The organism is Nonomuraea ferruginea (assembly GCF_039540635.1).
GTDB classification, from domain to species: domain Bacteria; phylum Actinomycetota; class Actinomycetes; order Streptosporangiales; family Streptosporangiaceae; genus Nonomuraea; species Nonomuraea ferruginea.
In genome coordinates this window covers 23,753-50,108 of record NZ_BAABFD010000007.1, presented here as the reverse complement: position 1 = coordinate 50,108, position 26,356 = coordinate 23,753, and the positions used below count along the sequence as shown (strand labels likewise).

Annotated in this window: 24 protein-coding genes; 5 read left to right on the top strand and 19 right to left on the bottom strand. The window is 71.6% G+C overall.

Going from position 1 to position 26,356, the window contains the following annotated elements; all coding sequences use genetic code 11:
- Positions 1-77: 77 nt before the first annotated feature.
- On the top strand, positions 78-1,580 hold the full coding sequence (locus tag ABD999_RS15050) for a M48 family metallopeptidase (RefSeq protein WP_271274756.1): 1,503 nt from the start codon (positions 78-80) through the stop codon (positions 1,578-1,580).
- A gap of 792 nt (positions 1,581-2,372) precedes the next feature.
- Here the strand turns inward: ABD999_RS15050 and ppdK are convergent.
- From ppdK to ABD999_RS15000, 10 genes are all read right to left on the bottom strand, one after another.
- Complete coding sequence (gene ppdK / locus ABD999_RS15045; protein WP_271274755.1) at positions 2,373-5,006, bottom strand: pyruvate, phosphate dikinase; 2,634 nt, start codon at positions 5,004-5,006, stop codon at positions 2,373-2,375.
- 312 nt (positions 5,007-5,318) lie between these two features.
- Complete coding sequence (locus tag ABD999_RS15040) at positions 5,319-6,614, bottom strand: sensor histidine kinase (protein ID WP_271274754.1); 1,296 nt, start codon at positions 6,612-6,614, stop codon at positions 5,319-5,321.
- Positions 6,611-7,273 (bottom strand): response regulator transcription factor, encoded by a 663-nt coding sequence (locus tag ABD999_RS15035; RefSeq protein ID WP_148033350.1) that lies wholly within the window; start codon positions 7,271-7,273, stop codon positions 6,611-6,613. The genes ABD999_RS15040 and ABD999_RS15035 overlap by 4 nt, the downstream gene beginning before the upstream one ends.
- A gap of 10 nt (positions 7,274-7,283) precedes the next feature.
- Positions 7,284-8,105, bottom strand: coding sequence for a S1C family serine protease (locus ABD999_RS15030; protein WP_345482748.1), 822 nt, complete (start codon positions 8,103-8,105; stop codon positions 7,284-7,286).
- A complete protein-coding gene (locus ABD999_RS15025) occupies positions 8,102-9,043 on the bottom strand; it encodes a VWA domain-containing protein (protein WP_271274752.1) in 942 nt (313 codons plus the stop codon). Before ABD999_RS15025 ends, ABD999_RS15030 begins: the two co-directional genes overlap by 4 nt.
- Positions 9,040-10,200, bottom strand: coding sequence for a DUF58 domain-containing protein (locus tag ABD999_RS15020; RefSeq protein ID WP_333485679.1), 1,161 nt, complete (start codon positions 10,198-10,200; stop codon positions 9,040-9,042). The genes ABD999_RS15025 and ABD999_RS15020 overlap by 4 nt, the downstream gene beginning before the upstream one ends.
- A complete protein-coding gene (locus ABD999_RS15015) occupies positions 10,197-11,177 on the bottom strand; it encodes an AAA family ATPase (RefSeq protein WP_271274751.1) in 981 nt (326 codons plus the stop codon). The genes ABD999_RS15020 and ABD999_RS15015 overlap by 4 nt, the downstream gene beginning before the upstream one ends.
- A complete protein-coding gene (locus ABD999_RS15010; protein ID WP_271274750.1) occupies positions 11,174-11,317 on the bottom strand; it encodes a hypothetical protein in 144 nt (47 codons plus the stop codon). Before ABD999_RS15010 ends, ABD999_RS15015 begins: the two co-directional genes overlap by 4 nt.
- Before the next feature lie 169 nt (positions 11,318-11,486).
- Positions 11,487-12,872 carry a glycine--tRNA ligase gene (locus tag ABD999_RS15005; RefSeq protein ID WP_187281306.1) on the bottom strand — a complete coding sequence of 462 codons (1,386 nt, stop codon included), beginning with the start codon at positions 12,870-12,872 and terminating at the stop codon, positions 11,487-11,489.
- 97 nt (positions 12,873-12,969) lie between these two features.
- The gene (locus ABD999_RS15000; protein WP_148033355.1) at positions 12,970-13,257 is read right to left on the bottom strand and encodes an antibiotic biosynthesis monooxygenase family protein; all 288 of its coding nucleotides are present in this window, start codon (positions 13,255-13,257) and stop codon (positions 12,970-12,972) included.
- Positions 13,258-13,320: 63 nt separating this feature from the next.
- Between ABD999_RS15000 and ABD999_RS14995 the strand changes: the two genes are divergently transcribed.
- Positions 13,321-13,719, top strand: a complete 399-nt coding sequence (locus tag ABD999_RS14995) for a DUF6703 family protein (protein WP_271274749.1) — start codon at positions 13,321-13,323, stop codon at positions 13,717-13,719.
- Here ABD999_RS14995 and ABD999_RS14990 read toward each other — a convergent pair.
- The 6 genes from ABD999_RS14990 to sucC are packed head-to-tail and all read right to left on the bottom strand — an operon-like array spanning position 13,716 to position 20,613.
- Entirely contained in the window at positions 13,716-15,245 is a 1,530-nt protein-coding gene (locus ABD999_RS14990; RefSeq protein ID WP_271274748.1) for an aldehyde dehydrogenase family protein, read from the bottom strand. The two genes, ABD999_RS14995 and ABD999_RS14990, sit on opposite strands and share 4 nt — an antisense overlap.
- Before the next feature lie 11 nt (positions 15,246-15,256).
- Positions 15,257-16,981 (bottom strand): glyoxylate carboligase, encoded by a 1,725-nt coding sequence (gcl, locus tag ABD999_RS14985; RefSeq protein ID WP_148033357.1) that lies wholly within the window; start codon positions 16,979-16,981, stop codon positions 15,257-15,259.
- Positions 16,978-17,838, bottom strand: a complete 861-nt coding sequence (locus ABD999_RS14980) for a 2-hydroxy-3-oxopropionate reductase (protein WP_271274747.1) — start codon at positions 17,836-17,838, stop codon at positions 16,978-16,980. Before ABD999_RS14980 ends, gcl begins: the two co-directional genes overlap by 4 nt.
- Complete coding sequence (locus tag ABD999_RS14975) at positions 17,835-18,599, bottom strand: hydroxypyruvate isomerase family protein (protein WP_271274746.1); 765 nt, start codon at positions 18,597-18,599, stop codon at positions 17,835-17,837. Before ABD999_RS14975 ends, ABD999_RS14980 begins: the two co-directional genes overlap by 4 nt.
- The gene (gene sucD, locus ABD999_RS14970) at positions 18,596-19,483 is read right to left on the bottom strand and encodes a succinate--CoA ligase subunit alpha (RefSeq protein WP_219549733.1); all 888 of its coding nucleotides are present in this window, start codon (positions 19,481-19,483) and stop codon (positions 18,596-18,598) included. Before sucD ends, ABD999_RS14975 begins: the two co-directional genes overlap by 4 nt.
- On the bottom strand, positions 19,483-20,613 hold the full coding sequence (sucC, locus tag ABD999_RS14965; protein WP_271274745.1) for an ADP-forming succinate--CoA ligase subunit beta: 1,131 nt from the start codon (positions 20,611-20,613) through the stop codon (positions 19,483-19,485). The genes sucD and sucC overlap by 1 nt, the downstream gene beginning before the upstream one ends.
- Before the next feature lie 89 nt (positions 20,614-20,702).
- Between sucC and ABD999_RS14960 the strand changes: the two genes are divergently transcribed.
- From ABD999_RS14960 to ABD999_RS14950, 3 genes are all read left to right on the top strand, one after another.
- Positions 20,703-22,088 (top strand): MFS transporter, encoded by a 1,386-nt coding sequence (locus ABD999_RS14960; RefSeq protein ID WP_271274744.1) that lies wholly within the window; start codon positions 20,703-20,705, stop codon positions 22,086-22,088.
- 160 nt (positions 22,089-22,248) lie between these two features.
- A complete protein-coding gene (locus ABD999_RS14955; RefSeq protein ID WP_219549729.1) occupies positions 22,249-22,992 on the top strand; it encodes a GntR family transcriptional regulator in 744 nt (247 codons plus the stop codon).
- 138 nt (positions 22,993-23,130) lie between these two features.
- The gene (locus ABD999_RS14950) at positions 23,131-23,304 is read left to right on the top strand and encodes a hypothetical protein (protein WP_187281307.1); all 174 of its coding nucleotides are present in this window, start codon (positions 23,131-23,133) and stop codon (positions 23,302-23,304) included.
- A 49-nt stretch (positions 23,305-23,353) separates the two neighbouring features.
- Here the strand turns inward: ABD999_RS14950 and ABD999_RS14945 are convergent, their stop codons facing one another.
- Genes ABD999_RS14945 through ABD999_RS14935 form a run of 3 tightly spaced genes read right to left on the bottom strand, consistent with a single transcriptional unit; the run spans position 23,354 to position 26,252 of the window.
- On the bottom strand, positions 23,354-24,361 hold the full coding sequence (locus tag ABD999_RS14945) for a TerC family protein (protein ID WP_148033364.1): 1,008 nt from the start codon (positions 24,359-24,361) through the stop codon (positions 23,354-23,356).
- Positions 24,358-24,846 carry a hypothetical protein gene (locus ABD999_RS14940; RefSeq protein ID WP_148033365.1) on the bottom strand — a complete coding sequence of 163 codons (489 nt, stop codon included), beginning with the start codon at positions 24,844-24,846 and terminating at the stop codon, positions 24,358-24,360. Before ABD999_RS14940 ends, ABD999_RS14945 begins: the two co-directional genes overlap by 4 nt.
- The gene (locus ABD999_RS14935) at positions 24,846-26,252 is read right to left on the bottom strand and encodes an Nramp family divalent metal transporter (RefSeq protein WP_148033366.1); all 1,407 of its coding nucleotides are present in this window, start codon (positions 26,250-26,252) and stop codon (positions 24,846-24,848) included. Before ABD999_RS14935 ends, ABD999_RS14940 begins: the two co-directional genes overlap by 1 nt.
- Positions 26,253-26,356 lie beyond the last annotated feature (104 nt).

Below are 26,356 nucleotides of genomic sequence, written 5' to 3'. Positions count from 1 at the left end.
GCGATTTTATCCGGTTTCCGGTTTTCGCTAGGGTCGAAGCCACGCCAGAGTCCCCCCGTCCCCGGGAGCCCTCACCCATGACGACCGCGTTCCGGGCCGTCCTCGCCTTCTGCCTGCTCGCCGGCTTCTACGTGCTCGTCGGCGTGATCGTGCTGGCGGCGGTCGCGCTCGACGTGCTGCTGATCATCGACTTCCACGCCAACTTGATCAAGTTCGCCGTGGTGCTGACGCTGGCCGCCGCCGCGCTCGTCCGGACACTGATCATGGTCAGCCGCAGGCAAAGCGGCGAGCAGCCGGGCGTGGCGGTCACCAGGGAGCACGAGCCGGTGCTGTGGCAGACCGTCGAGGACCTGGCCCGCCGGGTCCGCACCGCGCCGCCTGACGAGATCCGGCTGCTGCCGGACGTCAACGCGGCGGTCGCGGAAGACACCCGGTTCCTCGGGCTGAAGGCCACCAGGCGGCGCATGTACATCGGGCTGCCGCTGCTGCAGACGCTCACGGTCGACGAGATGCGGGCGGTGCTCGGGCACGAGCTGGGCCACTACAGCGGCGCGCACACCCGGCTCGGCGCGCCCGTCTACCGCGGGCGGGTCTCGCTCATCGCGACCGTGCGGGGCCTGGACCGCCACCCGTTCGTCCAGCGGCTGTTCACCTGGTACGCCAAGCTCTACATGCGGGTGTCGCAGGCCGTGTCGCGCAGGCAGGAGCTGGAGGCCGACGAGCTCGCGGTGGCGATCGGCGGGCGGCAGGCGATGGCCGACGCGCTGCGCAAGATCCACTACACGGCGGCGGCCTGGGAGCTCTACACGGCCACGTACCTGTCGATGGCGGGGGCGGGCGGCTGCCGGCCCGCGGCCGTGTTCGGCGGCTTCCAGTCGCTGCTGAACGACGAGTCCCGGCGGGCCCAGCTGACCGAGCTGGCCGCGCGGCCCGAGGAGACGTCCCCGTACGACTCGCATCCGAGCCTGTCCGAGCGGCTGGCGGCGGTGGAGCGGCTGCCGGAGCCCGAGCACGTGCCCGACCCGCGCTCAGCGCTGATGCTGCTGCACGACGCCGACGTTGCCGCCAACGCCGTGGAAGGGTCCCTGTGGACGCCGCAGGCGGCGGCCGCCCTGCGTCCGGTGTCCTGGGACGAGCTGGTCTCACAGGGCATGTACGAGGGTCGCAACGCCGAGGCGCTGCGCGACCTGGCGGTGGCGGGTGCCCGGGTGGTCGGGGCGTCCAGGCCGTACCTGGACGCGGCCTTCGAGGCCATCGCCAGAGGGCGTCAGGCGGAGCTGGAGGCGGCTCTGCGCGAGCTGGGGTGGGCCGCCGAGGAGGGACTGCTCGCGCGCGTGCTGGGCGCCGCCCTGGAGGGCCTGCTGATCCAGCACGGCCAGGCCCGCTGGGCGCTGTCCTGGTCGGGGCCGGCGCGGCTGCTGTACGACGACGGCGAGGAGGTGGCCCTCTCCGGCTACGCGGCCCAGGTGTCCGCCGACCCCGCGGCCATCGGCGGCCTCCGGACCTGGCTCGGCGACCTCGGCGTACGCCACGACTACATCCCAGCCAACGCCGAACCAACCCCCATCCCGTCCCCCTGACCTCCCCCGTACGAGCCCCATCCTCAAGACTCTCCGTACGGGACCTTCCCTCGTACGAACCCTCGCCCGTACGAGACCTCCCCCCGACAGGACGCGTCCCCGAAACTCCCCGTACGGGACCTTCCTCGTACGAACCTTCCCCGTACGAGACCTTCCTCGGAGGGGACCTTCCTCGGTCGGACCTCCAGACAGGGCCCGACCCCGAAACTCCCCGTACGAGACCTCTCCTCGTACGAGACCCTCCCCGGGTAGGACGCGTCCCCGAAACCTTCCATACGGGACCATCCCCCGGACGAGACCGTCCCCGAACCCCCATGCGAGACCCTCCCCAGGCAGGACCCGTTCCCGAAACTCTCCGCGCGGGACCATCTCCGCACGAGACCATCCCGGGAAGTCTCCGTACGGGACCTTCCCCATACGAGACATTCCCTGAGGTAGGACGCGTCCCCGAGACCCTCCGTACGGGACCGTCCCCCGGACGAGACCGTCCCCGAAACTCCACGCACGGGACCATCCCCCCGCCACAGAACTCCCCGTACAGGACCCTCCCCGTACGGGACTATCCCCCGGACGGGACCCGTCTCGGAACTTCCCGTACGAGACCTCTTCTCGTACGGGATCTCCCCCAGATAGGGCGCGTCCCCGAAACTCTCCGTAGGGGACCATCGTCCGCCGGAAACTCCCCGTACGGGGGCCTCTCCTCGTACGAGACCTCCCCGGACGGGACCCGGCCCGGGAGCTCCCCGTACGAGGACTTCCTCGGACGGGGTCTTTCCGGTGGGGGAAGGTCGGTCAGCGGGTGTCGGAGTCGGTGTCGCTGAGGGCGGCGCGGCCGGCTTCGAGGCGGGCGACCGGGATGCGGAAGGGTGAGCAGGAGACGTAGTCGAGCCCGGTGTCGTGGCAGAAATGGACGGAGTCCGGGTCGCCGCCGTGCTCGCCGCAGATGCCGATCTTGAGGTCGGGCCTGGTGGCACGGCCTTCCTCGGTGGCGATCGCGACCAGCCGGCCGACACCCTCGCGGTCGAGGGTCTCGAACGGGGAGACGCCGAAGATGCCCAGCTCCAGGTAGCGGGAGAAGAACGAGGCCTCGACGTCGTCGCGGGAGAAGCCCCACGCCATCTGGGTGAGGTCGTTGGTGCCGAACGAGAAGAACTCGGCGGCCTCGGCGACCTGCCCGGCGGTCAGGGCGGCCCGCGGCGTCTCGACCATGGTGCCGATCAGCGCGTCGACACCCACCTCCGCGAGGATGGCGGCGGCCTCCTCGCGGACGCACTCCAGCTCCTGCACGGCGGCGATGAGCGGGATCATGATCTCCGGCCGGGCGCCGGGGACCTCCTTGGCGGCCTGGGCGATGGCGCGTACCTGCATGGCGAACAGGCCGGGGATGACCAGGCCGAGCCGTACGCCGCGCAGGCCGAGCATCGGGTTCTGCTCGTGCAGTCTCTTGACGGCGGCCAGCAGGGCGCGGTCCTTGTCCGTGGCCTCGCCGGTGGCGACCTTGACGGACAACCCGACGATGTCGGGCAGGAACTCGTGCAGCGGCGGGTCGATGAGCCGGATGGTCACCGGCCGGTCACCCATCGCCTGGAAGATGCCCACGAAGTCGGACTTCTGGAGGGGTTCGAGCGCGTCCAGCGCGGCCTGCCGCTCCTCGGCTCCGGCGGCGAGCACCAGGTCCTCGACGAGCTGGCGGCGGTCGCCGAGGAACATGTGCTCGGTGCGGCACAGCCCGATGCCCTCGGCGCCGAAGCGGACCGCCCTGGCGGCGTCCTCGGGGTTGTCGGCGTTGGCCCGCACGCCCAGGCGGCGTGCCCCGTCGGCGTGCCGCATGATGCGGTCGACCGCCTTGACCAGGTCGTCCTCGGGCTCGGCGCCTTCGAAGTACTCGACCACGGCGGAGGCGACCACCGGCACCTCGCCGAGGAAGATCTCTCCGCTGGTGCCGTCGATGGAGATCACGTCGCCCTCGTTGACGACCACGCCGCCGGGGGCGGAGAACGTGCGGCCGGCCGTGTCGACGTCCAGCTCCTCGGCGCCGCACACGCAGGTCTTGCCCATGCCGCGGGCGACCACGGCGGCGTGCGAGGTCTTGCCGCCTCGGCTGGTGAGGATGCCGCGGGCGGCGATCATGCCGGACAGGTCGTCCGGGTTGGTCTCGCGGCGCACCAGGATGACGTCCTCGCCCTGGGCGGCCAGCTCGGCGGCCCGCTCGGAGGAGAAGACGGCCTTGCCGACGGCCGCGCCCGGCGAGGCGTTCATGCCCTTGGCGATGCGCCGCTTGTCCGCGCCGGCGTCGAAGCGGGGGAACATGAGGCGGGCGAGCTGGTCGCCGGTGACCCGGGTGACGGCCTCGTCCATGGTGATGAGGCCCTGGTCGACGAGCTGGGTGGCGATGCGGAAGGCGGCGCCGGCGGTGCGCTTGCCGACGCGGGTCTGCAGCATCCAGAGCTTGCCGCGCTCGATGGTGAACTCGATGTCGCACAGGTCGCGGTAGTGGTTCTCCAGCGTCTCCATGATCGACAGCAGTTCGTCGTAGGAGCGCTTGTCGAGCCGCTCCAGCTCCTGCAGCGGGATCGTGTTGCGGATGCCGGCGACGACGTCCTCGCCCTGCGCGTTCTGCAGGTAGTCGCCGTAGATGCCCTGGCGGCCGCTGCCGGGGTCGCGGGTGAAGGCGACGCCGGTGCCGGAGTCGCCGCCGCAGTTGCCGAAGACCATGGAGCAGATGTTGACGGCGGTGCCGAGGTCGGCCGGGATGCGCTCCTGGCGGCGGTAGAGGATCGCGCGCGGCGCGTTCCAGGAGTCGAAGACGGCCATGACGGCCATCCGCATCTGCTCGCGCGCGTCGGCGGGGAAGTCGTCGCCGGTCTGGTCGCGGACGATGCCCTTGTACGACTCGACCAGGCGCTGGAGCTCACCGGCGTCGAGGTCGGTGTCCTGGCGGCCGTCTTTCAGAGCGTCGAGGGCGTCCTCGAACAGGTCGCCGTCGATGCCGAGCACGGTCTTGCCGAACATCTGGATGAGCCTGCGGTAGGAGTCCCAGGCGAAGCGGTCGTTGCCGCCCGCCTGCTTCGCCAGGCCGTGCACGGACTCGTCGTTGAGCCCGATGTTGAGCACCGTCTCCATCATGCCCGGCATCGAGAACTTGGCACCCGAGCGCACGCTGACGAGCAACGGGTCGTCGGCCTGGCCGAGCCGCTTGCCCATGCTCTCCTCAAGCGCCCGCAGGTGCTCCTCGACCTCCCGGTCGAGACCTTCGGGCAGGGCGCCCTCTGCCAGGTAGTGGCGGCACGCCTCAGTAGTGATCGTGAACCCCGGAGGAACGGGCAGCCCGAGATTGGTCATCTCGGCGAGGTTGGCGCCCTTTCCGCCCAGGAGATCTTTGAGATTCCTGTTGCCCTCGGTGAAGTCGTAAACGTACTTGGCCACCACAGCTCCAATCAACGCTTCTACTCGGACTCTACCGGCGGAATTGATGATGAAACTACACTCTTCGGTTAAGTCAACGTTTCCCCAGCTCAGACGCCCTTCAGAGGTCTAATCCATTGATTATTCCGACCACTTCGGGAAGTGGTTTATACCAATGGTTCAAACCAATTCTTGAGCATCGGGCGCAGAATCGGATCACTGCTATACAAGCCGTCGGAAGGGCTGGCGTACGGGTCGGTCATGGAGATCAGCCGGCACCCGCGCGGCGGCCCGCGGATGCCGCAGGCGCGACGATGGCAGCAGGCCGGACCGTCAGGGGAACGGGTTGTGGTCGGGCGCCGGGCCGGGGGCGCCGCCGCGGGCCGGTAGCCACAGCACGAACGTGGCCCCTTCCCCGATCCGCGAGTGCACCGCCACCCTGCCGCCGTGCGACTCCACGATCTGCCTGACGATCGCCAGCCCCAGCCCGGTGTGCCGGTCGCGGCGGCTGGCCTCTCCGCGCCAGAACCGGTCGAACACCCGCGCCTGGTCCTCCGCCGCCAGCCCCGGGCCGTCGTCGCGCACGGCCACCCACAGCCAGCCGCCGGCTTCGTCCACGGCGGCCTCCCGGTGACCGGCCTTCTGGTGGCCGGACCTCGCGGCCGCCCAGCCCGCCGCGCGGTGCAGCGGCCGCAGGCGGGACGCTCCGCCGGAGATCATGTCCGTCGCCCCCCACCGCCCGGCGGCCACCCGCACGCGCCCGCCCGGCGGGGACAGCCGCACCGCGTTGGACAGCAGGTTGGCCACCGCCCGCCGGAGCGCGTCCTGGTCGCCGGTCGTCTCCAGGCCGGGCACCAGCCGCCTGGTGATGGTGAGGCCGCGCGCGGTGGCCAGCGCCGCGTACTCCTCGCAGGCCTCGACGGCCACCCGCGACAGGTCCAGGTCGGTGTCGGCGAACGCGGTGCCCTGCCTGCGGGCGCTGGCCAGCAGGTCCTCGACCAGGCGGGTCATCCGGGTGGTGGCCCGGTCCACGACGGCGACGGCCCGGCCGCGCTCCTCCTCGCTCGTCTCCGGCGACAGCAGCACCGCGTCCACGTTCGCCCTGATGATCGTCAGCGGGCTGCGCAGCTCGTGGGAGGCGTCGTCGATGAGCTGCCGTTGCGCCCGGAACGCCTCCTCCAGCCTGTCGAGCATGGTGTCGATGGTGTCGGCCAGGTCCTTCAACTCGTCGCTCGGGCCGCGCAGGGTGATCCGCCGTGACAGGTCCGTCGCCTGGATCTCCTCGGTGGTACGGGTGATCGACCGGACCGGCCGCAGCACCCGGCCCGACAGCAGCCAGCCGATGCCCAGGCTCGCCGCGAACAGCCCGCCCAGCGTGTACAGCGAGTAGTCGCGCAGGGTGGCGAGCGTCCCGACGTTGATCGCGTTCTCCACCTCTTCGATGAACACCACTTCCTGCTTGCCGACGTACTCGCCGTCCCGGTACGTCTTCGCGATCTCGGTCGCGTACGAGCGCTGCTCGGTCGTACGGGAGACCGCGTAGTAGATGCCGCCCAGCACCAGCGCCGCGAGCAGGAAGAGCAGCCCCGAGTAGAGCACGGTGAGCCGGAACCGGATGGTGTGGATCATGCGGGCTCCCTGAGCCGGTACCCCCGGCTGATGACGGTCTCGATCAGGCCGTCGGCCTGGAGCTTGCGGCGCAGGTTGCCGACGGTCACCCGGACGGTGTTGGTGAACGGGTCGGCGTGCTCGTCCCAGACGTGCTCCAGCAGTTCTTCGCTGGAGACCACGTAGCCCGGTCTGGTCATCAGGTAGTGCAGGACGCCGTACTCCTTGGGGGTGAGCGCCAGCGCCCGCCCGTCCAGCGACACCTCCATCCTCGCGGTATCGATCCGCAGCGTTCCCACCTCGAGGACGGAGGTGCCGCCGGTGTCCCTGCGCAGCAGGGCTCTGACCCTCGCCAGCAGTTCGGGAAAGGCGAACGGCTTGACCAGGTAGTCGTCGGCGCCCTCGTCGAGTCCGCGCACGCGGTCGTCCAGCCGGTCCCGCGCGGTGACCATGATGATGCGCACGCCGTCGCCCGTCGCCCTGACCGCCCGGCACAGCTGGAAACCGTCGCCGCCGGGCAGGTTGAGATCGAGCAGCACCAGGTCGTAGGAGTTGACCTGGAGCTTCTCGTGCGCGGTGAGGGCGTCGGCGGCCACGTCGACCGCGTATCCGGCCCGGACCAGGCCCACGCGTAACGCCTCCACCAGGTCTTCCTCGTCCTCGACGACCAGCAATCGCATACTTCGGACCCTAGTTTCGGATGAGGCGGTCCGCGATGGGCGCGGCCCGGTCGATGGGGATGGCGAACCCGATGCCGATGTTGCCACCGCCCCGCCCGGCCGCGATCGCGGTGTTCACCCCCACGACCTGGCCGCGGGCGTTGACCAGCGGGCCGCCGGAGTTGCCCGGGTTGATGGAGGCGTCGGTCTGCACCGCGGTACGGGACGCGCCGCCCAGCCGCACCTCCCGATCGGTGGCGCTGACGATGCCGGCGGTGACCGTCCCCGACAGGCCGAGCGGCGAGCCGATGGCGAGCACCTGCTCCCCCACCGACAGGTCCGCCGACCGGCCCAGCGTGGCCGGCGGCAGCCGGGCGGAACCCGCGCCCACCACCTCCAGCACGGCCAGGTCCTCGTCGTCGTCGGAGCCGAGTACCCGCGCGCCCAGCCTGCGGCCGTCGCTGAGCACCACCGTCACGTCGAACGCGCCCCGCACCACGTGCGCGTTGGTGAGGACATGGCCGCTCCCGTCCACCACGAAGCCGGACCCGCCTGCCCGGCCCGCCTCGACGGACACCACGCTCGGCAGGACCATCGAGGCCGTCGCGCTCAGCCCGGTCGCGCCGCCCGAGACGGCCGGCGCCGCCCGGGGCAGTGCGGTGGCGGGTTCCCCGTATCGGAAGGCGGCCGCCCCCGCCAGTCCGGCCGCGGCACCGGTGACCGCCGCGACGAGCACGGCGGTCACCAGGAGACGACCGCCCCGGCGCGCGGGTTCCACGGGGCGGGAGGGCGGCGGGACGGCAAGGGGCACCTGCGTGAAGGCGGGGCCGCTGGGCCTGCCGAGCCCGTTCACGGCAGCCTCGCGAACCAGAGCATCGAGGTGGCCGCCGCCAGCAGCGCCGCGATCAGTCCCGCCGCGACGAACCACTGCCAGATCTCCTGCCGTTCGGTCCGATAGCCGACCGAGGTGCCGATGTCCTCGTACACGGCCTGGAGCTCATCGCCGCTGGCCGCCTCGTAGAAGCCGCCACCGGCCGTCTCCGCGAGCCGTTGCAGCGCGGGGCCGTCCACCGGCACGGGCAACTGTCTTCCCTGGAGTTCGATGACGCCCTCCTGCGTGCCATAGGCGATCGTGGTGACGGGCACGCCTCGGGCCGCCGCCTCGCGCGCCGACTCCTCGACGGTCCGGCCGGTCGTGTTCTCGCCGTCGGAGAGCAGCACGATGTGCGCGGGCGGGGCCTGCTCCTCGGTGTCGAGCGCCTCGATGGCGTCCAGCGAGGAGTAGACGGCCTCGCCGATGGCGGTGCCCGCGGTGGTGGTCAGCCGGTCGAGCGCGCCGAGCACGGCCGGGCGGTCGGTGGTCGGCGGCACGACGACCGAAGCGTTCTCGGAGAACGCCACCAGGCCCAGGTTGAACCGGGGCGGCAGGTGCTCCACGAACTGGGTGGCCGCCTGCCTGGCCGCGCTGAACCGGTCGGGGCTGACGTCGGTGGCCGCCATCGAGGCGGACACGTCGAACGCCACCATGATCGTGGCCCGTTCCCTCGGCACCGTCACCTCGGCCGTCGGCCTGGCGAACCCGCCCACCAGCAGCACGAACATGGCGAGCGACAACGCCGCCGGCACGTGTTTGCGCCACCCCGGCCCGCGCGGGGCGACCTTGTCCAGCAGATCGAGATTCGTGAACCGCACCGCGTACTCGGTGCGCCGCCTCTGCGCGACCACGTACCCTGCCGCGAGCAACGCGACGGGCACCAGCAACAGCAGCCACATCGGCGAGAGCAGCGTCATGCGACCTCACCCCCTCCCGGCGGAGGCCCCTCACCGACGACCTGCCCCCTCCCAGCCGGCCGCCCCTGACCGAGCGGACGGTCTTCCTCAGACGGGGCGTCGGAGCGGGCGAGGGCGCGGCGGAAGGCGGCGAGCCGGGCAAGCCCCCGTCTCCGGCCCTCTCCGGATCCAGCGGGCTCGGGTGAGGGGCCGTTTCCGGAAGGGCGGCCTGCCGTCGTGGTGGTTGAAAGGGGTGCCGGGGAAGGCCCCGCGGTGGCGGAGCGGTGGGCGAGGCGGCGGTGTTTCAGGACGTGGCGCACCAGGTCGCGTACCCAGTCGCCGTCCGTGCGCAGGCGCAGGTGGGCGACCCCCGCGCGGCGCAGGCCGGCTTCGATGGCGGCCCGCTGGCCGGCGGCCGCTTCGGCGTAGCGCAGGCGGAGACGGACGCCGGCCGTGGAGACCTCGCGCCGCCGCCCCGTCTCCGGGTCGACGAGCGTCAGGACGCCCACGTCGGGGAGCGACAGCTCCCGCGGGTCCAGGACCTCGACCGCCAGCACCTGGTGCTGGGCGGTGAGCCGTCGCAGCGGCCCCTCCCACGTCCGCGGCGCGTCCAGGAAGTCCGACACCACGACCACGAGGCCGCGCCGCCTGACAGGCCGGCAGAGCTGATCGGCGGCGGCGCCCAGGAGCGACCCAGGGGTGCCGGGCGGGGTGCGCGGCAGCGAGAACACGGCTCGCAGCAGCGCCATCAGGTGCGGCCGCCCGGTCCTGGCCGGCAGCACCCGGACGCCGTCTCCGTGCAGCAGGTGCGCGCCCATGCGGTTGCCGGTGCGCTGGGTGAGGAAGCCGACCGCGGCGAGGGCGGCCAGCGCCAGCTCCCGCTTCTCCATCGACGCCGTGCCGAAGTCCATGCTGGCGCTGGCGTCGAGCAGCGCCCAGATCTCCAGCTCGCGGTCGGCGACGAGCTCGCGCACATGGGGTTCGTTCGTGCGCGCGGTGACGTTCCAGTCCATCCGCCGCACGTCGTCTCCGGCCAGGTACGGGCGAGCCTCCGCGGATTCGCTGCCCGGCCCGGGGAACAGTCCGAGATGCTCGCCCTGCAGCAGCCCGTCCAGCCGCCTGGTGATGGTCAGCTCCAGCCTGCGCAGCGCGGGCTCGGCCGTCAGGTAGGAGCTCATGCCGCTGACTCCTGCTGCGGGGCGACGACCGGCAGCGGCACCGCCGCGAGCACCCGGTCCACGACGGCCCGCGGCGGGACGTCGTCGGCCAGCGCGTCGAACGACAGCACCAGCCGGTGCGCCATCACGTCGTGCGCCAGGTCTCGCACGTCCTCGGGCAGCACGTACTCGCGACCCCGCATGAGCGCCAGCGCCCGGCCGGAGGCGAGCAGACCGAGGGTGGCGCGCGGGCCGGCGCCGAAGGCGAGCAGCCCGCGCAGGTCGGGCAGCCCGTAACGCTCGGGCTCGCGGGTGGCGTGGACGAGGCGGACGGCGTACTCGGCGACGGCGTGGTGCACGAACACCTCGTCGGCGCGCCGTTGCAGCGCCACAACCTGATCAGGGGTGAGGACCGGCTGTGGTCGCGGCGGGTCCACGCTCATGCGGTAGGCGATCGCCAGTTCCTCCGACTCGCTGGGATAGCCGACGTCCACCTTGAGCAGGAACCGATCGCGCTGCGCCTCCGGCAGGTGGTAGACGCCTTCCGACTCGATGGGGTTCTGGGTGGCCAGCACCAGGAACGGCCTGGGCACCTCGTAGGTGCGCCCGCCGATGCTGACCTGACGCTCAGCCATGATCTCCAGCAGCGCCGACTGCACCTTGGCGGGCGCCCGGTTGATCTCGTCGGCGAGCAGCAGGTTGACCATCACCGGGCCGAGCTCGATGTCGAAGGTCTCGGTCGACGGCCGGTAGATCCGGGTGCCGACGATGTCGGACGGCACCAGGTCGGGCGTGAACTGGATGCGCGAGAACGTGCCGCCGACGACCGTGGCGGTGGTCTCGGCGGCCAGCGTCTTGGCGATGCCGGGCACCCCTTCGAGCAGGCAGTGCCCGCGGGCCAGGACCGCGACGAGCAGCCGCTCCACCATGTGGTCCTGCCCCACGATCACCCTCTTGACCTCGAACAGCGCCCGTTCGAGCAGCGCGGCGTCGGTCATGGCCTGGCCTCGGGGCAGTCGTCGACGACGACCCGCAGTTCCAGCGCCGAAGGCTCCGGCTCGGCCATGGCGGCGCCGCCGGTCGCGAGGAGCGCACCGGCGGCGGCCAGGACGAGCGCGAGAAGTGTTGTGCGTGCCATGGATCCCCCTGTCTTTCAGCTATGGGGGCCACTCCATCAAGGGCACGCGAAAAAGGGCGTAACACCGGCTTTTACATGATTTTTCGGTGCACGGGGTCTGGAGTGAGCGGCGCGGCACACAACAGAAGGGGGCCCCTCCGTAGAGAGGCCCCCCGCGACGCGGCGCGCGTCAGTCGTTGAGGTGCTGGCGCAGGTAGCTCTCCACCTGGTCGATGGAGATGCGCTCCTGGCCCATGGAGTCGCGCTCGCGGATGGTCACGGCGTTGTCCTCGAGCGTGTCGAAGTCGACCGTGATGCAGAACGGAGTGCCGATCTCGTCCTGGCGGCGGTAGCGGCGGCCGATCGCGCCCGCGTCGTCGAACTCGACGTTCCACCGCCTGCGCAGCGCCGCGGCCAGGTCGCGGGCCTTGGGCGACAGGTCGGCGTTGCGCGACAGCGGCAGCACCGCGGCCTTGACCGGGGCGAGCCGGTGGTCGAGCCGCATGACCGTGCGCTTCTCCATGACGCCCTTGGCGTTGGGCGCCTCGTCCTCGGTGTAGGCGTCGATGAGGAAGGTGAGCGTGGCCCGGTCGACGCCGGCCGACGGCTCGATCACGTAGGGCACGTAGCGCTCGCCGGTCTCCTGCTCGAAGAAGCTCAGGTCGGTGCCGGACGCCTTGGAGTGGGCGGTCAGGTCGAAGTCGGTCCGGTTGGCGATGCCCTCCAGCTCACCCCACTCGCCGCCGGCGAAGTTGAAGCGGTACTCGATGTCGACGGTGCGCTTGGCGTAGTGGGAGAGCTTCTCCTGCGGGTGCTCGTAGAGGCGCAGGTTGTCCTTGGCGATGCCGAGATCGGAGTACCACCGGAAGCGCTCGTCGATCCAGTATTGGTGCCACTCCTCGTCAGAACCGGGCTTGACGAAGAACTCCAGCTCCATCTGCTCGAACTCGCGGGTGCGGAAGATGAAGTTGCCCGGCGTGATCTCGTTGCGGAACGACTTGCCGATCTGGCCGATGCCGAACGGGATCTTCTTGCGCGCCGACTGCTGCACGTTGAGGTAGTTGATGAAGATGCCCTGCGCGGTCTCCGGCCGGAGGTAGGCCAGGCCGGACTCGTCCTCGACCGGGCCGAGGTAGGTCTTGAGCAGGCCGCTGAACTGGCGGGGCTCGGTGAAGGCGCCCTTGTTGCCGCAGTTGGGGCAGGTGACGTCGGCCAGGCCGCGCTCGGGGGCCTTGCCGTTCTTCTCTTCGTACGCCTCGAGCAGGTGGTCGGCGCGGTAGCGCTTGTGGCAGGACTGGCACTCGGTGAGCGGGTCGGTGAAGGTCTCGACGTGGCCGCTGGCCTGCCAGACCTCGCGGGCCAGGACGACGCTGGAGTCGAGGCCCACCACGTCGTCGCGCGACTGGACCGTCGACAGCCACCACTGCCGTTTGACGTTGTTCTTCAGCTCGACGCCCAGCGGGCCGTAGTCCCAGGACGCGCGCAGTCCGCCGTAGATCTCGCTCGACGGGTATACGAGCCCGCGGCGCTTGGCGAGGCTGACGATGGTGTCCATGACGTCGGTGCGTCGTGCCATGTTGATCGGATCTCTTTCCGGCTGGAGGTCGGCGAGGAAATGAATGTGTGAGATCCCAGCTTAGGGGAAGGGCGAGCGGCTCCGCGCCCGACTATCGCTACGCCCCGTCTTGGACGAGAACGTCCTCGAAGGCGGACGGTTCGTTCACCATGAGGATCATGAGCGGGTACATCTCCATCCGGGCGGTGGACAGCGCCCGGCGGTAGAACCCGGCGCCCTCCCACTCGGTGACCAGGGCCCACAGGTTGGGCTCGTCGACCGATCTGGCGAGCCTGCCGCGCAGGTAGCCGGGCTGGGCGGCGAGCGTGTCGAGGATGACCTCGGCCTGCTTGGCGAAGCCTTGCGACTGGGCCTCTGGAACGGTGTAACGGATCACGGCGAGCACGCCCCCAGCATGTCAGACGTTCGATGGATGCCGGGGCGATTCGGGCGGCGCTAGGCTCGGGCCGTGGCCACTGACGACGACCGCCTCAGGCATCCGCTGGCGCAGCCCCGCAAGGATCACCAGGGCAAGCCCAAGCGGCCGCTGCCGCCGGGCGAGCAGTTCTTCACGCCCGGGGCGACGGGGATGCGCAAGGCCGTGGAGCGGCGCAGCGCGGCGCCGATGGCGTTCCTGTTCACGCAGGTGCCGCGCTGGGTGACGCCCGCCGTGATGGTGGTGCTGCTGCTGGCCGGGTTCGCGGTGCAGAGCTGGCTGGGCGGGCTGGCCGCGCTGCCGGTCGTGGTGTTCGTCGGCTGGCTGGCCTATCTGTCGTGGCCGTCGCTCGGGGTGGGCGGCAAGCTGTTGCGGGTGGCGATGCTGACGTTCCTGGTGCTGCTGGTGGCGACCCGGTTCGGGCTCCTCTAGGGGATGAGCGTGTAACCGGGGAAGTTGCCCGGCAGGCGCTCTCCGTCGGGGCCCTGGGTGGCGGCCCTGACGAGCAGCTCGCCGCCGACGAACGCGCCGCGCCAGGAGGCGCCGAGCCCGCCGAACAGCTCCTCGCGGTCACCCCGCGAGCGTGGCCGGTTGTGGCCGACCTTGAACGCCCGCACGTCCGGGGCGAGCCTGCGGTACGTGTCCTCCTCGTCGCAGGAGAGCGTGGCGACCAGCGCGCCGTTGCTGGCGTTCATCGCGGCCAGCAGCTCCGCCTCGGTGTCGACGAGCACGAAGCTGTCGACGGGGCCGAACGGCTCGGCGTGGTGGAGCGGGGACGAGCGGGGCGGGTCGAGCAGGGCCACCGGCGCAAAATAAGCCGAAATATCCTGACCGGGCAGGAAATTTCCGGACTCCACGGACGCCCGGTGCAGCGGCACCGCCCCCCGCGCCACCGCCTCGTCCACCTGGTCGGCCAGCTCCTTGGCCTTCGAGGCGTTGATCAGCGGCCCGAAGTCCAGCTCCGGCAGCGGATCGCCGGGATGGGCGACGGCGAGCGGATGCCCGAACCGCAGCGACCCCACCGCCTCCAGGTAGGCCCCGAGGAACTCGTGGAACAGCGACCGCTGCACCACGAACCGCGGGTAGGCGGTGCACCGCTGCTTCCCGTAGTCGAAGGAGGCCCGGATCTGCCGGCTGAGCAGCTCCCAGCCGGAGTACTCCCACACGCCCCAGCAGTTGAGCCCCTCCTGCTCCAGCACGTGCCGCCGGTCCAGGTCGGACAGCGAGCCCGCGACGTTCCCGCCGGCGTCCCTGCCGCCCACGAACGACACGCAGCCCAGCGACCTGCCCGCCACCAGCACCGGTGACAGCTCCGCCCCGCTCCCGCTGACCAGCGTGAACGGCAGCCCTTCCCGGACCGCGAGCGCGCACGCCAGGGTGAGGCAGCACAGCCCGCCGTCGGTCGGCGTCTTGGCGATGACCGCGTTGCCGGCCAGCGCCTGCACGAGCATGGCGTGCATGAGCACGCTCATCGGGTAGTTCCAGCTCGCGATGTTGCTGACGGGGCCGGGCAGCGGGGCGCGCCCCGCCGCCATCCGGTCGATCTCCTCCACGTACCAGCGCACCCCGTCGAGGCAGCGGTCGACGTCGGCGCGGGCCGTCTTCCACGGCTTGCCGATCTCCCACACCAGCAGCAGCGCGAGCAGGTCGCGGTGCGCGGCCATGGACTCCACGGCCGCCGACACCCGCGCCTTGCGCTCCTCCAGCGGCACGTGCCGCCACCGCCGGTGCTCCTCCACCGCGCCCGCCACGGCGCGCGCGGCGCCGGCCCGGTCGAGCCGGGGCGGCCCGGCGATGGCGGTGCCGTCCACCGGCGAGAACACCGGCGCGGGCCGCCCGTCCCGCTGCCAGAACCCGCCCCAGTGGTTGAGCACCCTGTCGTGGTGGAACGCCTCCGGCGCCCCCTCGCAGCACCTGTCGTACGCGTCCTGCCAGGACGTGCCCGGTTTGACCTGCATGAGCCTTCCTCTCAGTCTGACCAGTCGACGGCGACGAGTTCGGGCAGCGGCTCGAACTCTTTGACGGCGTCCAGCGAAGGACCCATGGCGGCGTTGGCCTCGCGCTCCACCATCACCTCCACCAGCACCGGAAGCCGCCGGCGGGCCGCCTCGCCGGACGCCCATGCCAGCGCGTCGCGGATGTCGCCGGGCAGTTCCACCCGGCGTGCCGGGCAGCCGAAGGACTCCATGGCCTTGACATGGTCGATGCCGCCCTCCCCGTAGTGCAGGTCCACCGCGAAGTTCATGCCGTACGGGATCTCGGCCTGCCTGATGAGACCCAGATACTCGTTGTTGATCATGACGATCACGAACGGGATGTTGTACTGGGCGGCGACCGCGACCTCCTCCATGAGGAACTGGAAGGAGTAGTCGCCGACGACCACCACGACGTCGCGCTCCGGGTGCGCGGTCTTCACCCCGATCGCGGCCGGCACCTCCCACCCGAGCGGCCCGGCCTGCCCGCACACGAGGTAGCGGCGCGGCAGGTAGGTCGTCTGGAACTGGCCGGACCAGATCTGGTAGAGCCCGATGGCGGTGACGAACGTGGTGTCCCTGCCGAAGTGCTCGTTGATCTCGCGGAACACCCTCGGCGGCTTGATCGGCACGTCCTCGAAGTCGTCCCTGCGGACCAGGGTGGCGCGCAGCTCGCCGACCCGGCGCACCCACTTGCCCGGCCGGCGCGGGGCGGGGTGCCGGGAGCGCGCCTCGTCCAGCAGCCCGGCCAGCACCGGCCGGGCGTGCCCGACGATCCCGAGGTCGGGCTCGAAGACCCGGCCGAGCTGCATGGGCTCGATGTCGACGTGGATGAACCGCCGGTTCCCCCGGTAGACGTCGAGGTCGCCGGTGTGCCGGTCGCCGAACCTGGCGCCGACGGCCAGCACGAGGTCGCTGTCGAGGAAGGCGGCGTTGCCCCACCGGGTCTGGGTCTGGATGCCGGCCATCCCGGCGAACAGCGGGTGGTCCTCCGGGAAGGCGCCCTTGCCCATGAGCGTCACCTGCACCGGCACCTGAAGGTGCTCGGCCAGGCGGCGCAGCTCCTCGTGCGCGTCGGCGATGATCACGCCGCCGCCGGCCAGGATCAGCGGCCGTTTGGCGGCGGCCAGCAGGTCCACCGCCCTGCGCACCGCCTGGGGCAGCGGCCTGGGCTCCTCGACGGGCAGCGGCGCGTCGACCGCGGGATCGTACCGGCAGGTCCCGCGCTGCACGTCCAGCGGCAGGTCGACGAGCACCGGCCCCGGCCGGCCCGAGCGGGCGATCCGGAACGCCTCGCGGAACAGCCACGGCGCCTGCGCGGGCTCCTTGAGCTGCACCGCCCACTTGGTGACCGGTTTGGCGATCTCCACGATGTCGACCGCCTGGAACGCCTCCTGGTGCAGCTTCGAGCTGACCGCCTGACCGGTGACGCAGATCATCGGGATCGAGTCGGCCATCGCCGTGTAGAGCCCGGTGATCATGTTGGTGCCGGCGGGGCCGGAGGTGCCGATGCACACGCCCACGTTCCCGGTCACGCGGGCCCAGCCGTCGGCGGCGTGCGTGCCGCCCTCCTCGTGGCGGACCGTGATGTGCCGGATCGAGCTGTGCTGGAGCGCCGCGTACAGCGGCAGGATGGCGGCGCCCGGGATGCCGAAGACGGTGTCCACGCCCTCCGACTCCAGCACCTTGACCACGGCCTCCATGCACGGGACGGCGTTCATCCGTTGAACCTTTCGACGACCTTGAGCAGGGCGGAGTGGTCGAGCGAGCCGTGGCCCTGGGCGCGGGCGGCCGCGACGAGCTGGGCCACCTGCGCGGTGAGCGGCAGCGCGACGCCGGCCTCGCGGGCGGCGGCCACGGCGATGCCCATGTCCTTGTGGTGCAGGTCGATGCGGAAGCCCGGGGCGAACTCCCGTTTGATCATGGTGTGCCGCTTGATGTCGAGGATCCGGGAGCCGGCCAGACCGCCCGCGAGCACGTCCAGACCGGCCACCGGGTCCACCCCCGACGCCTCCAGGAGCACGATGGCCTCCGCCACCAGGCCGTAGATCCCGCCCACCACGAGCTGGTTGGCGGCCTTGACCGTCTGGCCCGCGCCGGGCGGGCCGACGTGCACGATCGTGGTGCCGAGCGCGCCGAGCACCGGCCGGGCCGCCGCGAAGTCCTCGGGGTCGCCACCCACCATGATCGACAGGGTGCCGTCGACGGCGCCGCGCTCGCCGCCGCTCACCGGCGCGTCCAGGGCGCGGACGCCCTTGGCGGCGGCCTCGCGGGCGACCCACCGGGAGGTGTCCGGCCTGATCGTGCTCATGTCCAGGTAGATCAGGCCGGACGCGCCGTGCGCGACGACGACCGGCGCGACCTCCTCGACCTGCGGCGAGTCGGGCAGCATGGTGATCACCACGTCCGCGTCGGCGACCGCCTCGGCCACCCCGGCCGCGCCCTTGCCGCCGCGGGCCTCCAGCTCGGCGACCCGTTCGGCGCTGACGTCGTAGCCGACGACGTCGTACCCGGCCTTGACGAGGTTGGCGGCCATCGGGCTGCCCATGATCCCGAGGCCGATGAAAGCTATGGTCACTGCCGCCTCCAAGCGAACGCGCCCGGCCCCTCGTGCCGGTACTCCAGCCCGACGTGCCCCCGGTAGCCCGCCGCCGCCAGCCGGGCGAAGATCTCCGGGTACGGCATGCGCCCGCTGCCGGGTTGCCCGCGGCCGGGGTCGTCGGCGATCTGCACGTGACCGAACCGGGCGGCGTGCGCGTCGATGAGCGCGAGCACGTCCTCCCCCATCACGTGCAGGTGGTACAGGTCGGCCAGGAAGGCCACGTTGTCCCGGCCCACCTCGTCGATCAGGTCGAAGGCGGCGGCCGACGAGGTGATCGGGTAGTGCGGGTTCTCCCGGGAGTTGAGCGCCTCGACGACCACGGTGGCGCCGGCGTCCGCCGCCGCGTCGGCAGCCGCCCGCAGGTTCGCCACGGCCAGCGCCCGGTCGGTGCCCGGGTCGTTGCCGTACAGCGCGTTGAGCGTGCCGCAGCCCAGCTCGGCGGCGAAGTCGGCGGCGACGCCGACGTTGGCCAGGAAGCGCGCGGAGTCGTCCGGCCGGGCGAGCAGGCCGCGCTCGCCCGCCGCCATGTCCCCGGCGTCGAAGTTGAGCCCCACCAGGCGCACGCCGGCGTCCTCGATGGCCGCGCGGAGCGCGTCCAGCTCGGCGCGGGACGGCTCGGCCGTGCCGAACGGCCACCACAGCTCCACCGCGTCGAACCCGGCCTTGGCCGCGGCGGCGGGCCGCTCCAGCAGCGGCAGGTCGGTGAACAGGATGGACAGGTTGACGTCGAACCTCATGGCGAGAGCCTCCCGAGCGCCGAGCGCAGCAGCCGCGCCGTCTCGGACGGGGTGCGGCCGACCCGGACGCCGACCGCCTCCAGGGCCTCCTTCTTGGCCTGGGCGGTGCCGGACGAGCCGGACACGATCGCGCCCGCGTGCCCCATGGTCTTGCCTTCCGGCGCGGTGAACCCGGCGACGTAGGCCACGACCGGCTTGGTGACGTGCCCGGCGATGTAGGCGGCGGCCCGCTCCTCGGCGTCGCCGCCGATCTCGCCGATCATCACGATCGCGTCGGTGCCGGGGTCCTCCTGGAAGGCCGCCAGGCAGTCGATGTGCGTGGTGCCCACCACCGGGTCGCCGCCGATCCCGACCGCGGTGGAGAAGCCGAGGTCGCGCAGCTCGTACATGAGCTGGTACGTGAGCGTGCCGGACTTGGACACCAGGCCGATCCGCCCGGCGGAGGTGATGTCGGCGGGGATGATCCCGGCCGACGACTGGCCGGGGCTGATCAGGCCGGGGCAGTTCGGGCCGATGATCCGGGTGCCGGCGCGGGCCGCCAGGGCGCGGAACCGTACCGTGTCGTGCACCGGCACGCCCTCGGTGATGACCACGCAGAGCGGCACCCGCGCGGCGACGGCCTCCTCGACGGCGCCGAAGGTGAAGCGCGGCGGCACGAACACCACCGACACCTCCGCGCCGGTCTCCGCCGCGGCCTCGGCCACCGAGCCGAACACCGGCACCGTGCGCTCGCCGAAGTCGACCGTGCGGCCGCCCTTGCCGGGCGTCACCCCGGCCACCACGTCGGTGCCGGCGGCCAGCATGCGGGCCGTGTGCCGGGTGCCCTCCGCGCCGGTCATGCCCTGCACGAGCACCCGGCTGTCCTTGGTCAGGAAGATCGCCATCACGCACCTGCCGCGAGTCTGGCCGCCGTCTCGGCGGCGCCGTCCATGGTGGGGACCTGCCGGACCGCCGGGTGCCTGGCCTCGCTCAGGATGCGCCGCCCGGCCTCCGCGTTGTTGCCGTCCAGCCGTACGACGATCGGCCGGCCGAGGCCGCGCTCGCCGAGCAGTTCCAGAGCCGTCACGATGCCGTTGGCCACCGCGTCGCAGGCGGTGATGCCGCCGAAGACGTTCACCAGCACCGAGCGCACGTCCGGGTCGGCCAGGATGATCTCCAACCCGTCGGCCATCACCTGGGCCGAGGCGCCGCCGCCGATGTCGAGGAAGTTGGCCGGGGCCGCGCCCGCGCCCGCCACCACGTCCAGCGTGCTCATCACCAGGCCGGCGCCGTTGCCGATGACGCCGACCCGCCCGTCGAGCTTCACGTAGTTGAGCCCTTTGGCCCTGGCCCTGTCCTCCAGGCTGTCCGCGGGCTCCGCGTACTCCCAGGAGTGGCGGTAGGCGGCGTTGCCGTCGAGCGTCACCTTGCCGTCGAGGGCCACGATCCGCTGGTCTGCGGTGCAGATCAGCGGGTTCACCTCGACCAGGACGGCGTCCTCGGCCACCATCACCCGCCACAGCCGCTCCAGCACCTGCGCGGCGGCCTCCGGCAGCCCTGCCTTGGCCGCGAGCTGCCGGGCCGTCTCCGCGTCCACACCGGTCTCAGGGTCGATCTGGACGCGCACGATGGCGTCGGGGTCGGTGGCCGCCAGCTCCTCGATCTCCATGCCGCCCTGGGCGGACACCATGGCGAGGAACCCGCCCTCGGCCCGGTCCACGAGGAAGGCCGCGTAGTACTCCTCGAAGGGCACGGTGGCGGTCTCGACGAGCACGCGGTGCGCGGTGTGCCCCTTGATGTCCATGCCGATCACGTGGCCGGCCTCGTCCTCGGCGGCGGCCGGGCCGGGGGCGGTCCTGATGCCGCCCGCCTTGCCGCGTCCGCCGGTCTTCACCTGGGCCTTGATGACGACGGGCGCGCCCAGCTCGGCGGCGATCGCGCGGGCCTCCTGGGGGGTGGCCGCGACCCTGCCCGCGGGGATCGGTATCCCGTGGCGCCCGAAGAGCTCCTTCGCCTGATACTCGTACAGGTCCATTCGAGCCTCCTTTGTAGACGGTATACCGTATGGAATATCCCTCGTCCAGACCCTCGACAGGGCTCGGTGTACCGGATATTCCATACGGTATGGAGAATGCAACAACTGTCAGAGACTGGCGCGGGCGCTCCTACCTCGTGGGACCGGTGCCCGCCGACCGCACCCGGATGTTCCGTCTCGCGCTGGCCGCCATGGCCGCGATCGGTCCCCTGCAGTACGGCTTCGCGGCCCTGCTGGCCACGGACGCGAACGGGCTGATCCTGCTGGCCGCCTGCATCGTCTTCCAGGCCGTGGGCGCGCTGCCCACCCTGCGACTGGTCCGCCGCGGCCGCCTGCCGGTCCGCGCCGCGCTGGCCGCCGGCGCCGCCCTGACGACGCTCGGCTTACTGACGGCCGCCGTCGTGGGCGCCGGAACCGGAACGGCGGCGTTCCCCCTCGCCCTGCTCGGATACGCCGTGCTCGGCGGACTCGGCGCCGGAGCCGTGTACGGGGTCTGCGGCGAAGTGGTCTCCTCCTGGTATCCCGACCGTCCCGCCGCCCGGGTGAGCATGGTGACGGGCGCCTTCGGGTACGGGTCCGCGCCGCTCCTGGTGTGGGCCGGGCTCGCGCCCGCCATGACGCCGGCCGTGTTCGCGGTGGCGGCGCTGCTGGCCGCGGCGGCGATCGGGACGGCGGCCAGGTCCCTGCGGCTGGCCCCCGAGGGCTGGTGGCCGGAGACGGTGGAGCCCCGCGCGCACGCGCTGGAGGCGGCGCGGCTGCGCAGGACGCCCGGCGCGGTGCGGCAGTTCGGGCTGGCCCAGGCGCTGCGCACCCGGGCGCTGCCGGCCCTGGCGGTGATCCTGGCCTGCGCGGGCGCGGTGTCGGTGTTCGACGTGGTGGTCGTGGCGAGCACCGGAGCGTGGGGCGCGCTGGCCCTCATGGTGGCGCTCAACGGCGGCGGGCGGGCGGTCGCGATGCGGCTGTCGGAGTTCTTCGGCCGCCGCCTGGTGCTGGCCTCGGTGCTCGGACTCCTCGCGGTGGGCCAGGTCCTCCTGGCAGGCGCCATGAACCCCACCGCCAGACCGGCCGGCGGCGTGGCGGGCCTGCCCCCGGAAGCCGCGAACGCGGCCGCGCTGGACGCGGGGGCCGCGCCAGGGACCGGGGCCGCGCTGGACGCCGGGGCCGTGCTGGGGGTCGCGGCCGGGAGCCCGCTGCTCTGGCTCGGCGCGATCGCCGCCGGGCTGGGCGGCGGGGCGTTCTACCCGCTGGTCGCGAGCCTGGTCAGGGAGTTCTTCGGCGAACGGCAGACCTGCGAGATCCACGCGGTTGTTTACAGCGCCAAGGCCGTGGCAGGAGTGCTCGGTGTGGCCATGGCCGCGTACGCGCTCACCGCGCCCGCGACGGCGCTCCTGCTCGCCGCGGGGCTCGCCGCGCTGCCCGCGCTGGCGTCGACGCGGCTGCGCACCCCCGGCCTGCCCGCCACGATCCCGTTGTGACGGGCCGGCCCGTCACGATCCCCCCTATGACGGGCCTCCCCGTCATGATGCCCCTGTGACCTCGGTCTCTGTGATGAGACTCACGATCAGCCGAAGGTACGGGGCGGTATGCTGTAGGCAGTCGACCAAAACCATTTCGTCAGCCCCTGGAGTCAGAATCATGTTGCTGTCGGATCAGGCCGGTCGGGCGGCGGCCCCCAAGATCCCCCGCCCAGCCACGCTCCGGGAGAGCGTGATCGAGGCCATCCAGGAGCTCATCGTCTCCGGCCAGCTCAAGCCCGGCCAGCACCTGGTCGAGAGCGAGCTGGCCGAGCTGCTCGGCGTGTCGCGGCAGCCCGTCCGCGAGGCGCTGCAGCAGCTCAGCGGCGAGGGCTGGGTCGACCTGCACCCCGGTCAGGGCGCGTTCGTCCACATCCCCACGATGGAGGAGGCCGACCAGCTGCTCGCAGTCCGCGCGCTGCTGGAGACCGAGTCCGCCAGGCTCGCCGCGCGGCACGCCGGCGAGGACGGGGTGGCCCGGCTGCGCGCCCTGTGCCGGCGCGGCATCGAGGCCGTCCAGTCCGACGACGTGGACGGCGCGGTGGCCACCAACTCCGAGCTGCACGCCCTGGTCACCGAGCTGTCCGGCAACAAGGTGCTGTCCGAGCTGGCCAGCCAGGTCGCCCGCCGCGTGCGGTGGTACCACACGCCCGTGGCCCGGCAGCGCGGCATGGCCTCCTGGGAGGAGCACACCGCCCTGATCGACGCCATCGAGCGCGGCGACCAGGAGAGGGCCGCCCACATCATGCGCGAGCACACCGAGCACACCCGCGCCTCCTACATGGAGCAGCGCGAGAGCGAGCCGGTGGAGCCCGCACCCAAGCCGGTCCGGCGCCGCCGCCCGCGGACGCCGGCCACCGGTTGACCCGGCGTTCACACCCGGACGCCTATCCCGTAACACCTCGGGCAGAGGATGGGGACGCGGAAGTCGCCCCCGGCACTTCGAGCAGAGGTTTGGGACGATTTTTGTCTGAAACCAGGCGACGAAAGGAGGTGAACAGAGATGAAGAAGCTTGCCCGCTTCCTCCTTGGAGATCCCCTCGGTCAGCCCGCCGACGGCCGGCCGATCGGGATCGGCCTGGCCACCGCGCTCAGGAAGCAGCGTTCCGCCGACGACGCGGAGCGGTTCCTGACCCGGTGGGCCGAGCAGCGCCACGTGCACAAGAGCGCGCGCTGACGGCTGAGGTGCCGCGCACAGGGGTGGCGCCCCCCGCGCGCGGCGCGCCTCAGCGCTCCGAGTCCGAACGCACCGGATCGGACGACGCCGAGTCCTCCTCCAGCGGCTCCCCTGCCGCCTTCGCGTCGCGGGCCGACTTCATCAGGCTCAGCACCGTGGTCACGGCGAGAGTCCCGAGGATGACGCCCAGAGAGACCAGGATCGGGATCTCCGGCGCCCACGACACGCCGTCGTGGTGCATCGCCTCCAAGATGAGTTTGACTCCGATGAAGGCCAGCACCACCGACAGTCCCTTGCTCAGGTAGACCAGCCGGTCGAGCAGGCCGCCGATCAGGAAGAACAGCTGCCGCAGCCCCATGAGGGCGAAGGCGTTGGCGGTGAACACGAGGTAGGGCTCCTTGGTGAGCCCGAAGATGGCCGGGATCGAGTCGAGCGCGAACAGCAGGTCGGTGGTGCCGATGGCGACCATGACGATCAGCATCGGCGTCACCATCCTGCGGCCCAGGTGCACGGTGAGCCGGGCGCCGTAGTAGGTGTCCGTGGTCGGGAGCACCCGGCGCACCGCGCGCAGGGCGGCGTTCTCGCTGAACTCGGCCTCGTCCTCCTCGTGCCCGATCAGTTTCCAGGCGGTGTAGACCAGGAAGGCGCCGAAGACGTAGAACAGCCAGTCGAACCTGGCCACGGCCTCGGCGCCGGCGGCGATGAAGGCGCCGCGCATCAACAGGGCCAGGACGATCCCGATGAGCAGCACCTTCTGCCGGTACTGCCGAGGCACCCTGAACCTGCTCATGATCAGAATGAAGACGAACAGGTTGTCGACGCTGAGCGAGTATTCGGTGATCCATCCCGCGAAGAACTCGCCGCCGTGCTGCGCCCCCGAGACGAAGAGCAGCCCGCACCCGAAGGCGATGGCCAGGGCGACGTAGAACGACACCCAGGCCACGCACTCCCGGAAGGAGGGCTCGCGGGGGTTGCGGGCGACGAGGTAGAAGTCCAGCGCGAGCACGATCGCGAAACCGCCGATCGTGGCGAGCCAGACCCAGGCGGGCAGGTTCATCGACGAGCTCCCTTCCTGGTCTGCATGACCTGGGCATGGCGGACGTACAGGCCGAACAGCGCCTCGGCGCGGGGGTTGCCCGCGCGGCGGCGCATCAGCCAGGGCGGCATGACCCGTTCGTGCAGGAAGACGAAGCCGATCGCGAAGCCGAGACTCACCATCGCCTGGAACAGCAGGAAGGTGAGCACGCCGTCGTTCGCCCCGGCCCCGGCGACGCTCTCCTGGAGCAGCCGGGACAGCGGGAAGGCGGCCATCCAGTAGAGCCCGGTGGGGCCGAACGTGCCGGGCCGGAACACGCCGCGTCCGAGCAGCACCCCGTACAGCCCGCCGAAGAAGGCGAGCGGCGCGGACAGTGCGAGCGCGGACTGGGCGGCCAGGCCGGCGGGGACCTCCGCGAGGAGGGTCAGCCCGCCGGCCAGCGCACCGGCGACGGCTCCGATCGTCGCCCCGGGCAGGGCGAGTTCGAGGTCGTCCCGATCGATCATCAACCCACGACCACCCCGAAGGCGAACAGGCTGTAGAACAGCATGCCCAGATAGAACACCGCGCCGAGGCCGATGATCACGTTGGTCCACCACTTCGGCCTGATCGGTTTGGGCAGCATGCGGTTGTTGACCAGCAGCAGCGTCACGCAGTACGCGCCCATCGCGAACGTCGACAGGAACGCCAGCGTGTCCAGGATCCCCTCAGGCCCGTCGGCCGGGCCGAAGAGCAGGATCAGGATGCCGAAGATGATCACGCCCCACAGGAAGCCCGCGTACAGGTGCGACATGCGCAGCTTCTTCGCGCCGGGCACGAAGTTGTAGGTCATGTCGGCCTGGCCGCGCGAGAACGAGTCGAAGAGCCCCAGCGTGGCGTTGAGCCCGATCAGCGCGATGAACCCAAGGAAGACGCCGCCGAGCACCGAGCTGCCCGCCGAGGAGACGGCCTCGGACATGGCGCTCAGCGCCACGTCCCGGTCGTCGCCCCGCAGCGCGGTCTGCACCTCGGGGTTCAGCCGCGCCGCCGACTGGGCGATCACCGTGAAGGAGATCGTGACCAGCATGGTGATGCCCCAGAAGAGCGCCAGCGCGTCGAAGGTGACCCAGCGCCGCCAGCCCTTCCACTTGGCCATCTCCGCGGGGTCCTCGGTGTCGAACATGAAGCCCCGCGAGGGCATGGCCTCTTCCTCGCCCGCGTGCCGCAGCCCGCGGACCTTCGGGATGTGCGCGCCCATGCCGGCTCCGGAGTCGCGCAGGTGCAGCGTGTACCACATCTGCTGCATGCCCGACGGTCCGGCGAAGGCGCAGGCGCCCACGATGACCGGGAACCACGCCGCTGTCATGGCCTCCTCCGGAAGATAGCCGAAGGCGAACATGCCGGTGATGGTGGTGACCACGTCGTTCCACGAGCCCACCATCGCGGCGACCACGGAGGTGCCGATCACGAGCGTGCCGATGAGCAAGGACAGCACGTTCTCCAGGACGTTGTAGATCACCTTGGCCAGGCTGAAGATCACCCCGACCAGGATGAGCCCGGCTATGGCCGTGACCATCCACGGGATCCCGGTTATCTGCTCGAACGCCGCCGCGCCGGCCGACAGGTGGCCCGGCCAGATGTAGACCAGGACGGCGACGATGAAGAAGAACCACATGATGGGCTTGAACACCCGGGCCGCGCCGGAGAAGATGCTCTCCCCCGTGGCCATGGCGTACCGCGCCATCTCCAGCATCACCACGGCCTGCAGGGTGACGCCGATCAGGAACAGCCACCTGATCTCCGGCCCGAACAGCAGCACGAGCCTGGGCCACATGTAGGACTCGCCCATCCCCACGCCCAGGGCGACGAGGAAGACGGTGGGCCCCAGGATGTGCACCGAGGGAGGCGCATCGGGGAGTTTCCTGATGGGCATCGGCTCAAGCCGGCCCGCTTTCCATACTCGTTTGTCCTCATCCGGCGGCGCAGACGTCGCCGGGGTGTTGGATGTGTCCACCTACGGACCTCCTGGGGGGTTGG

What these genes read in the sequence shown, in the direction of transcription:
- ABD999_RS15050 (WP_271274756.1), top strand. Translation starts at nt 78, where the DNA reads ATGACGACCGCGTTCCGGGCCGTCCTCGCCTTCTGCCTGCTCGCCGGC.
- ABD999_RS15040 (WP_271274754.1), bottom strand. Translation starts at nt 6,614, where the DNA reads ATGATCCACACCATCCGGTTCCGGCTCACCGTGCTCTACTCGGGGCTG.
- ABD999_RS15035 (WP_148033350.1), bottom strand. Translation starts at nt 7,273, where the DNA reads ATGCGATTGCTGGTCGTCGAGGACGAGGAAGACCTGGTGGAGGCGTTA.
- ABD999_RS15025 (WP_271274752.1), bottom strand. Translation starts at nt 9,043, where the DNA reads ATGACGCTGCTCTCGCCGATGTGGCTGCTGTTGCTGGTGCCCGTCGCG.
- ABD999_RS15020 (WP_333485679.1), bottom strand. Translation starts at nt 10,200, where the DNA reads ATGAGCTCCTACCTGACGGCCGAGCCCGCGCTGCGCAGGCTGGAGCTG.
- ABD999_RS15015 (WP_271274751.1), bottom strand. Translation starts at nt 11,177, where the DNA reads ATGACCGACGCCGCGCTGCTCGAACGGGCGCTGTTCGAGGTCAAGAGG.
- ABD999_RS15010 (WP_271274750.1), bottom strand. Translation starts at nt 11,317, where the DNA reads ATGGCACGCACAACACTTCTCGCGCTCGTCCTGGCCGCCGCCGGTGCG.
- ABD999_RS15005 (WP_187281306.1), bottom strand. Translation starts at nt 12,872, where the DNA reads ATGGCACGACGCACCGACGTCATGGACACCATCGTCAGCCTCGCCAAG.
- ABD999_RS14990 (WP_271274748.1), bottom strand. Translation starts at nt 15,245, where the DNA reads ATGCAGGTCAAACCGGGCACGTCCTGGCAGGACGCGTACGACAGGTGC.
- gcl (WP_148033357.1), bottom strand. Translation starts at nt 16,981, where the DNA reads ATGAACGCCGTCCCGTGCATGGAGGCCGTGGTCAAGGTGCTGGAGTCG.
- ABD999_RS14975 (WP_271274746.1), bottom strand. Translation starts at nt 18,599, where the DNA reads ATGAGGTTCGACGTCAACCTGTCCATCCTGTTCACCGACCTGCCGCTG.
- sucD (WP_219549733.1), bottom strand. Translation starts at nt 19,483, where the DNA reads ATGGCGATCTTCCTGACCAAGGACAGCCGGGTGCTCGTGCAGGGCATG.
- sucC (WP_271274745.1), bottom strand. Translation starts at nt 20,613, where the DNA reads ATGGACCTGTACGAGTATCAGGCGAAGGAGCTCTTCGGGCGCCACGGG.
- ABD999_RS14960 (WP_271274744.1), top strand. Translation starts at nt 20,703, where the DNA reads ATGGAGAATGCAACAACTGTCAGAGACTGGCGCGGGCGCTCCTACCTC.
- ABD999_RS14955 (WP_219549729.1), top strand. Translation starts at nt 22,249, where the DNA reads ATGTTGCTGTCGGATCAGGCCGGTCGGGCGGCGGCCCCCAAGATCCCC.
- ABD999_RS14950 (WP_187281307.1), top strand. Translation starts at nt 23,131, where the DNA reads ATGAAGAAGCTTGCCCGCTTCCTCCTTGGAGATCCCCTCGGTCAGCCC.
- ABD999_RS14945 (WP_148033364.1), bottom strand. Translation starts at nt 24,361, where the DNA reads ATGAACCTGCCCGCCTGGGTCTGGCTCGCCACGATCGGCGGTTTCGCG.
- ABD999_RS14940 (WP_148033365.1), bottom strand. Translation starts at nt 24,846, where the DNA reads ATGATCGATCGGGACGACCTCGAACTCGCCCTGCCCGGGGCGACGATC.
- ABD999_RS14935 (WP_148033366.1), bottom strand. Translation starts at nt 26,252, where the DNA reads ATGCCCATCAGGAAACTCCCCGATGCGCCTCCCTCGGTGCACATCCTG.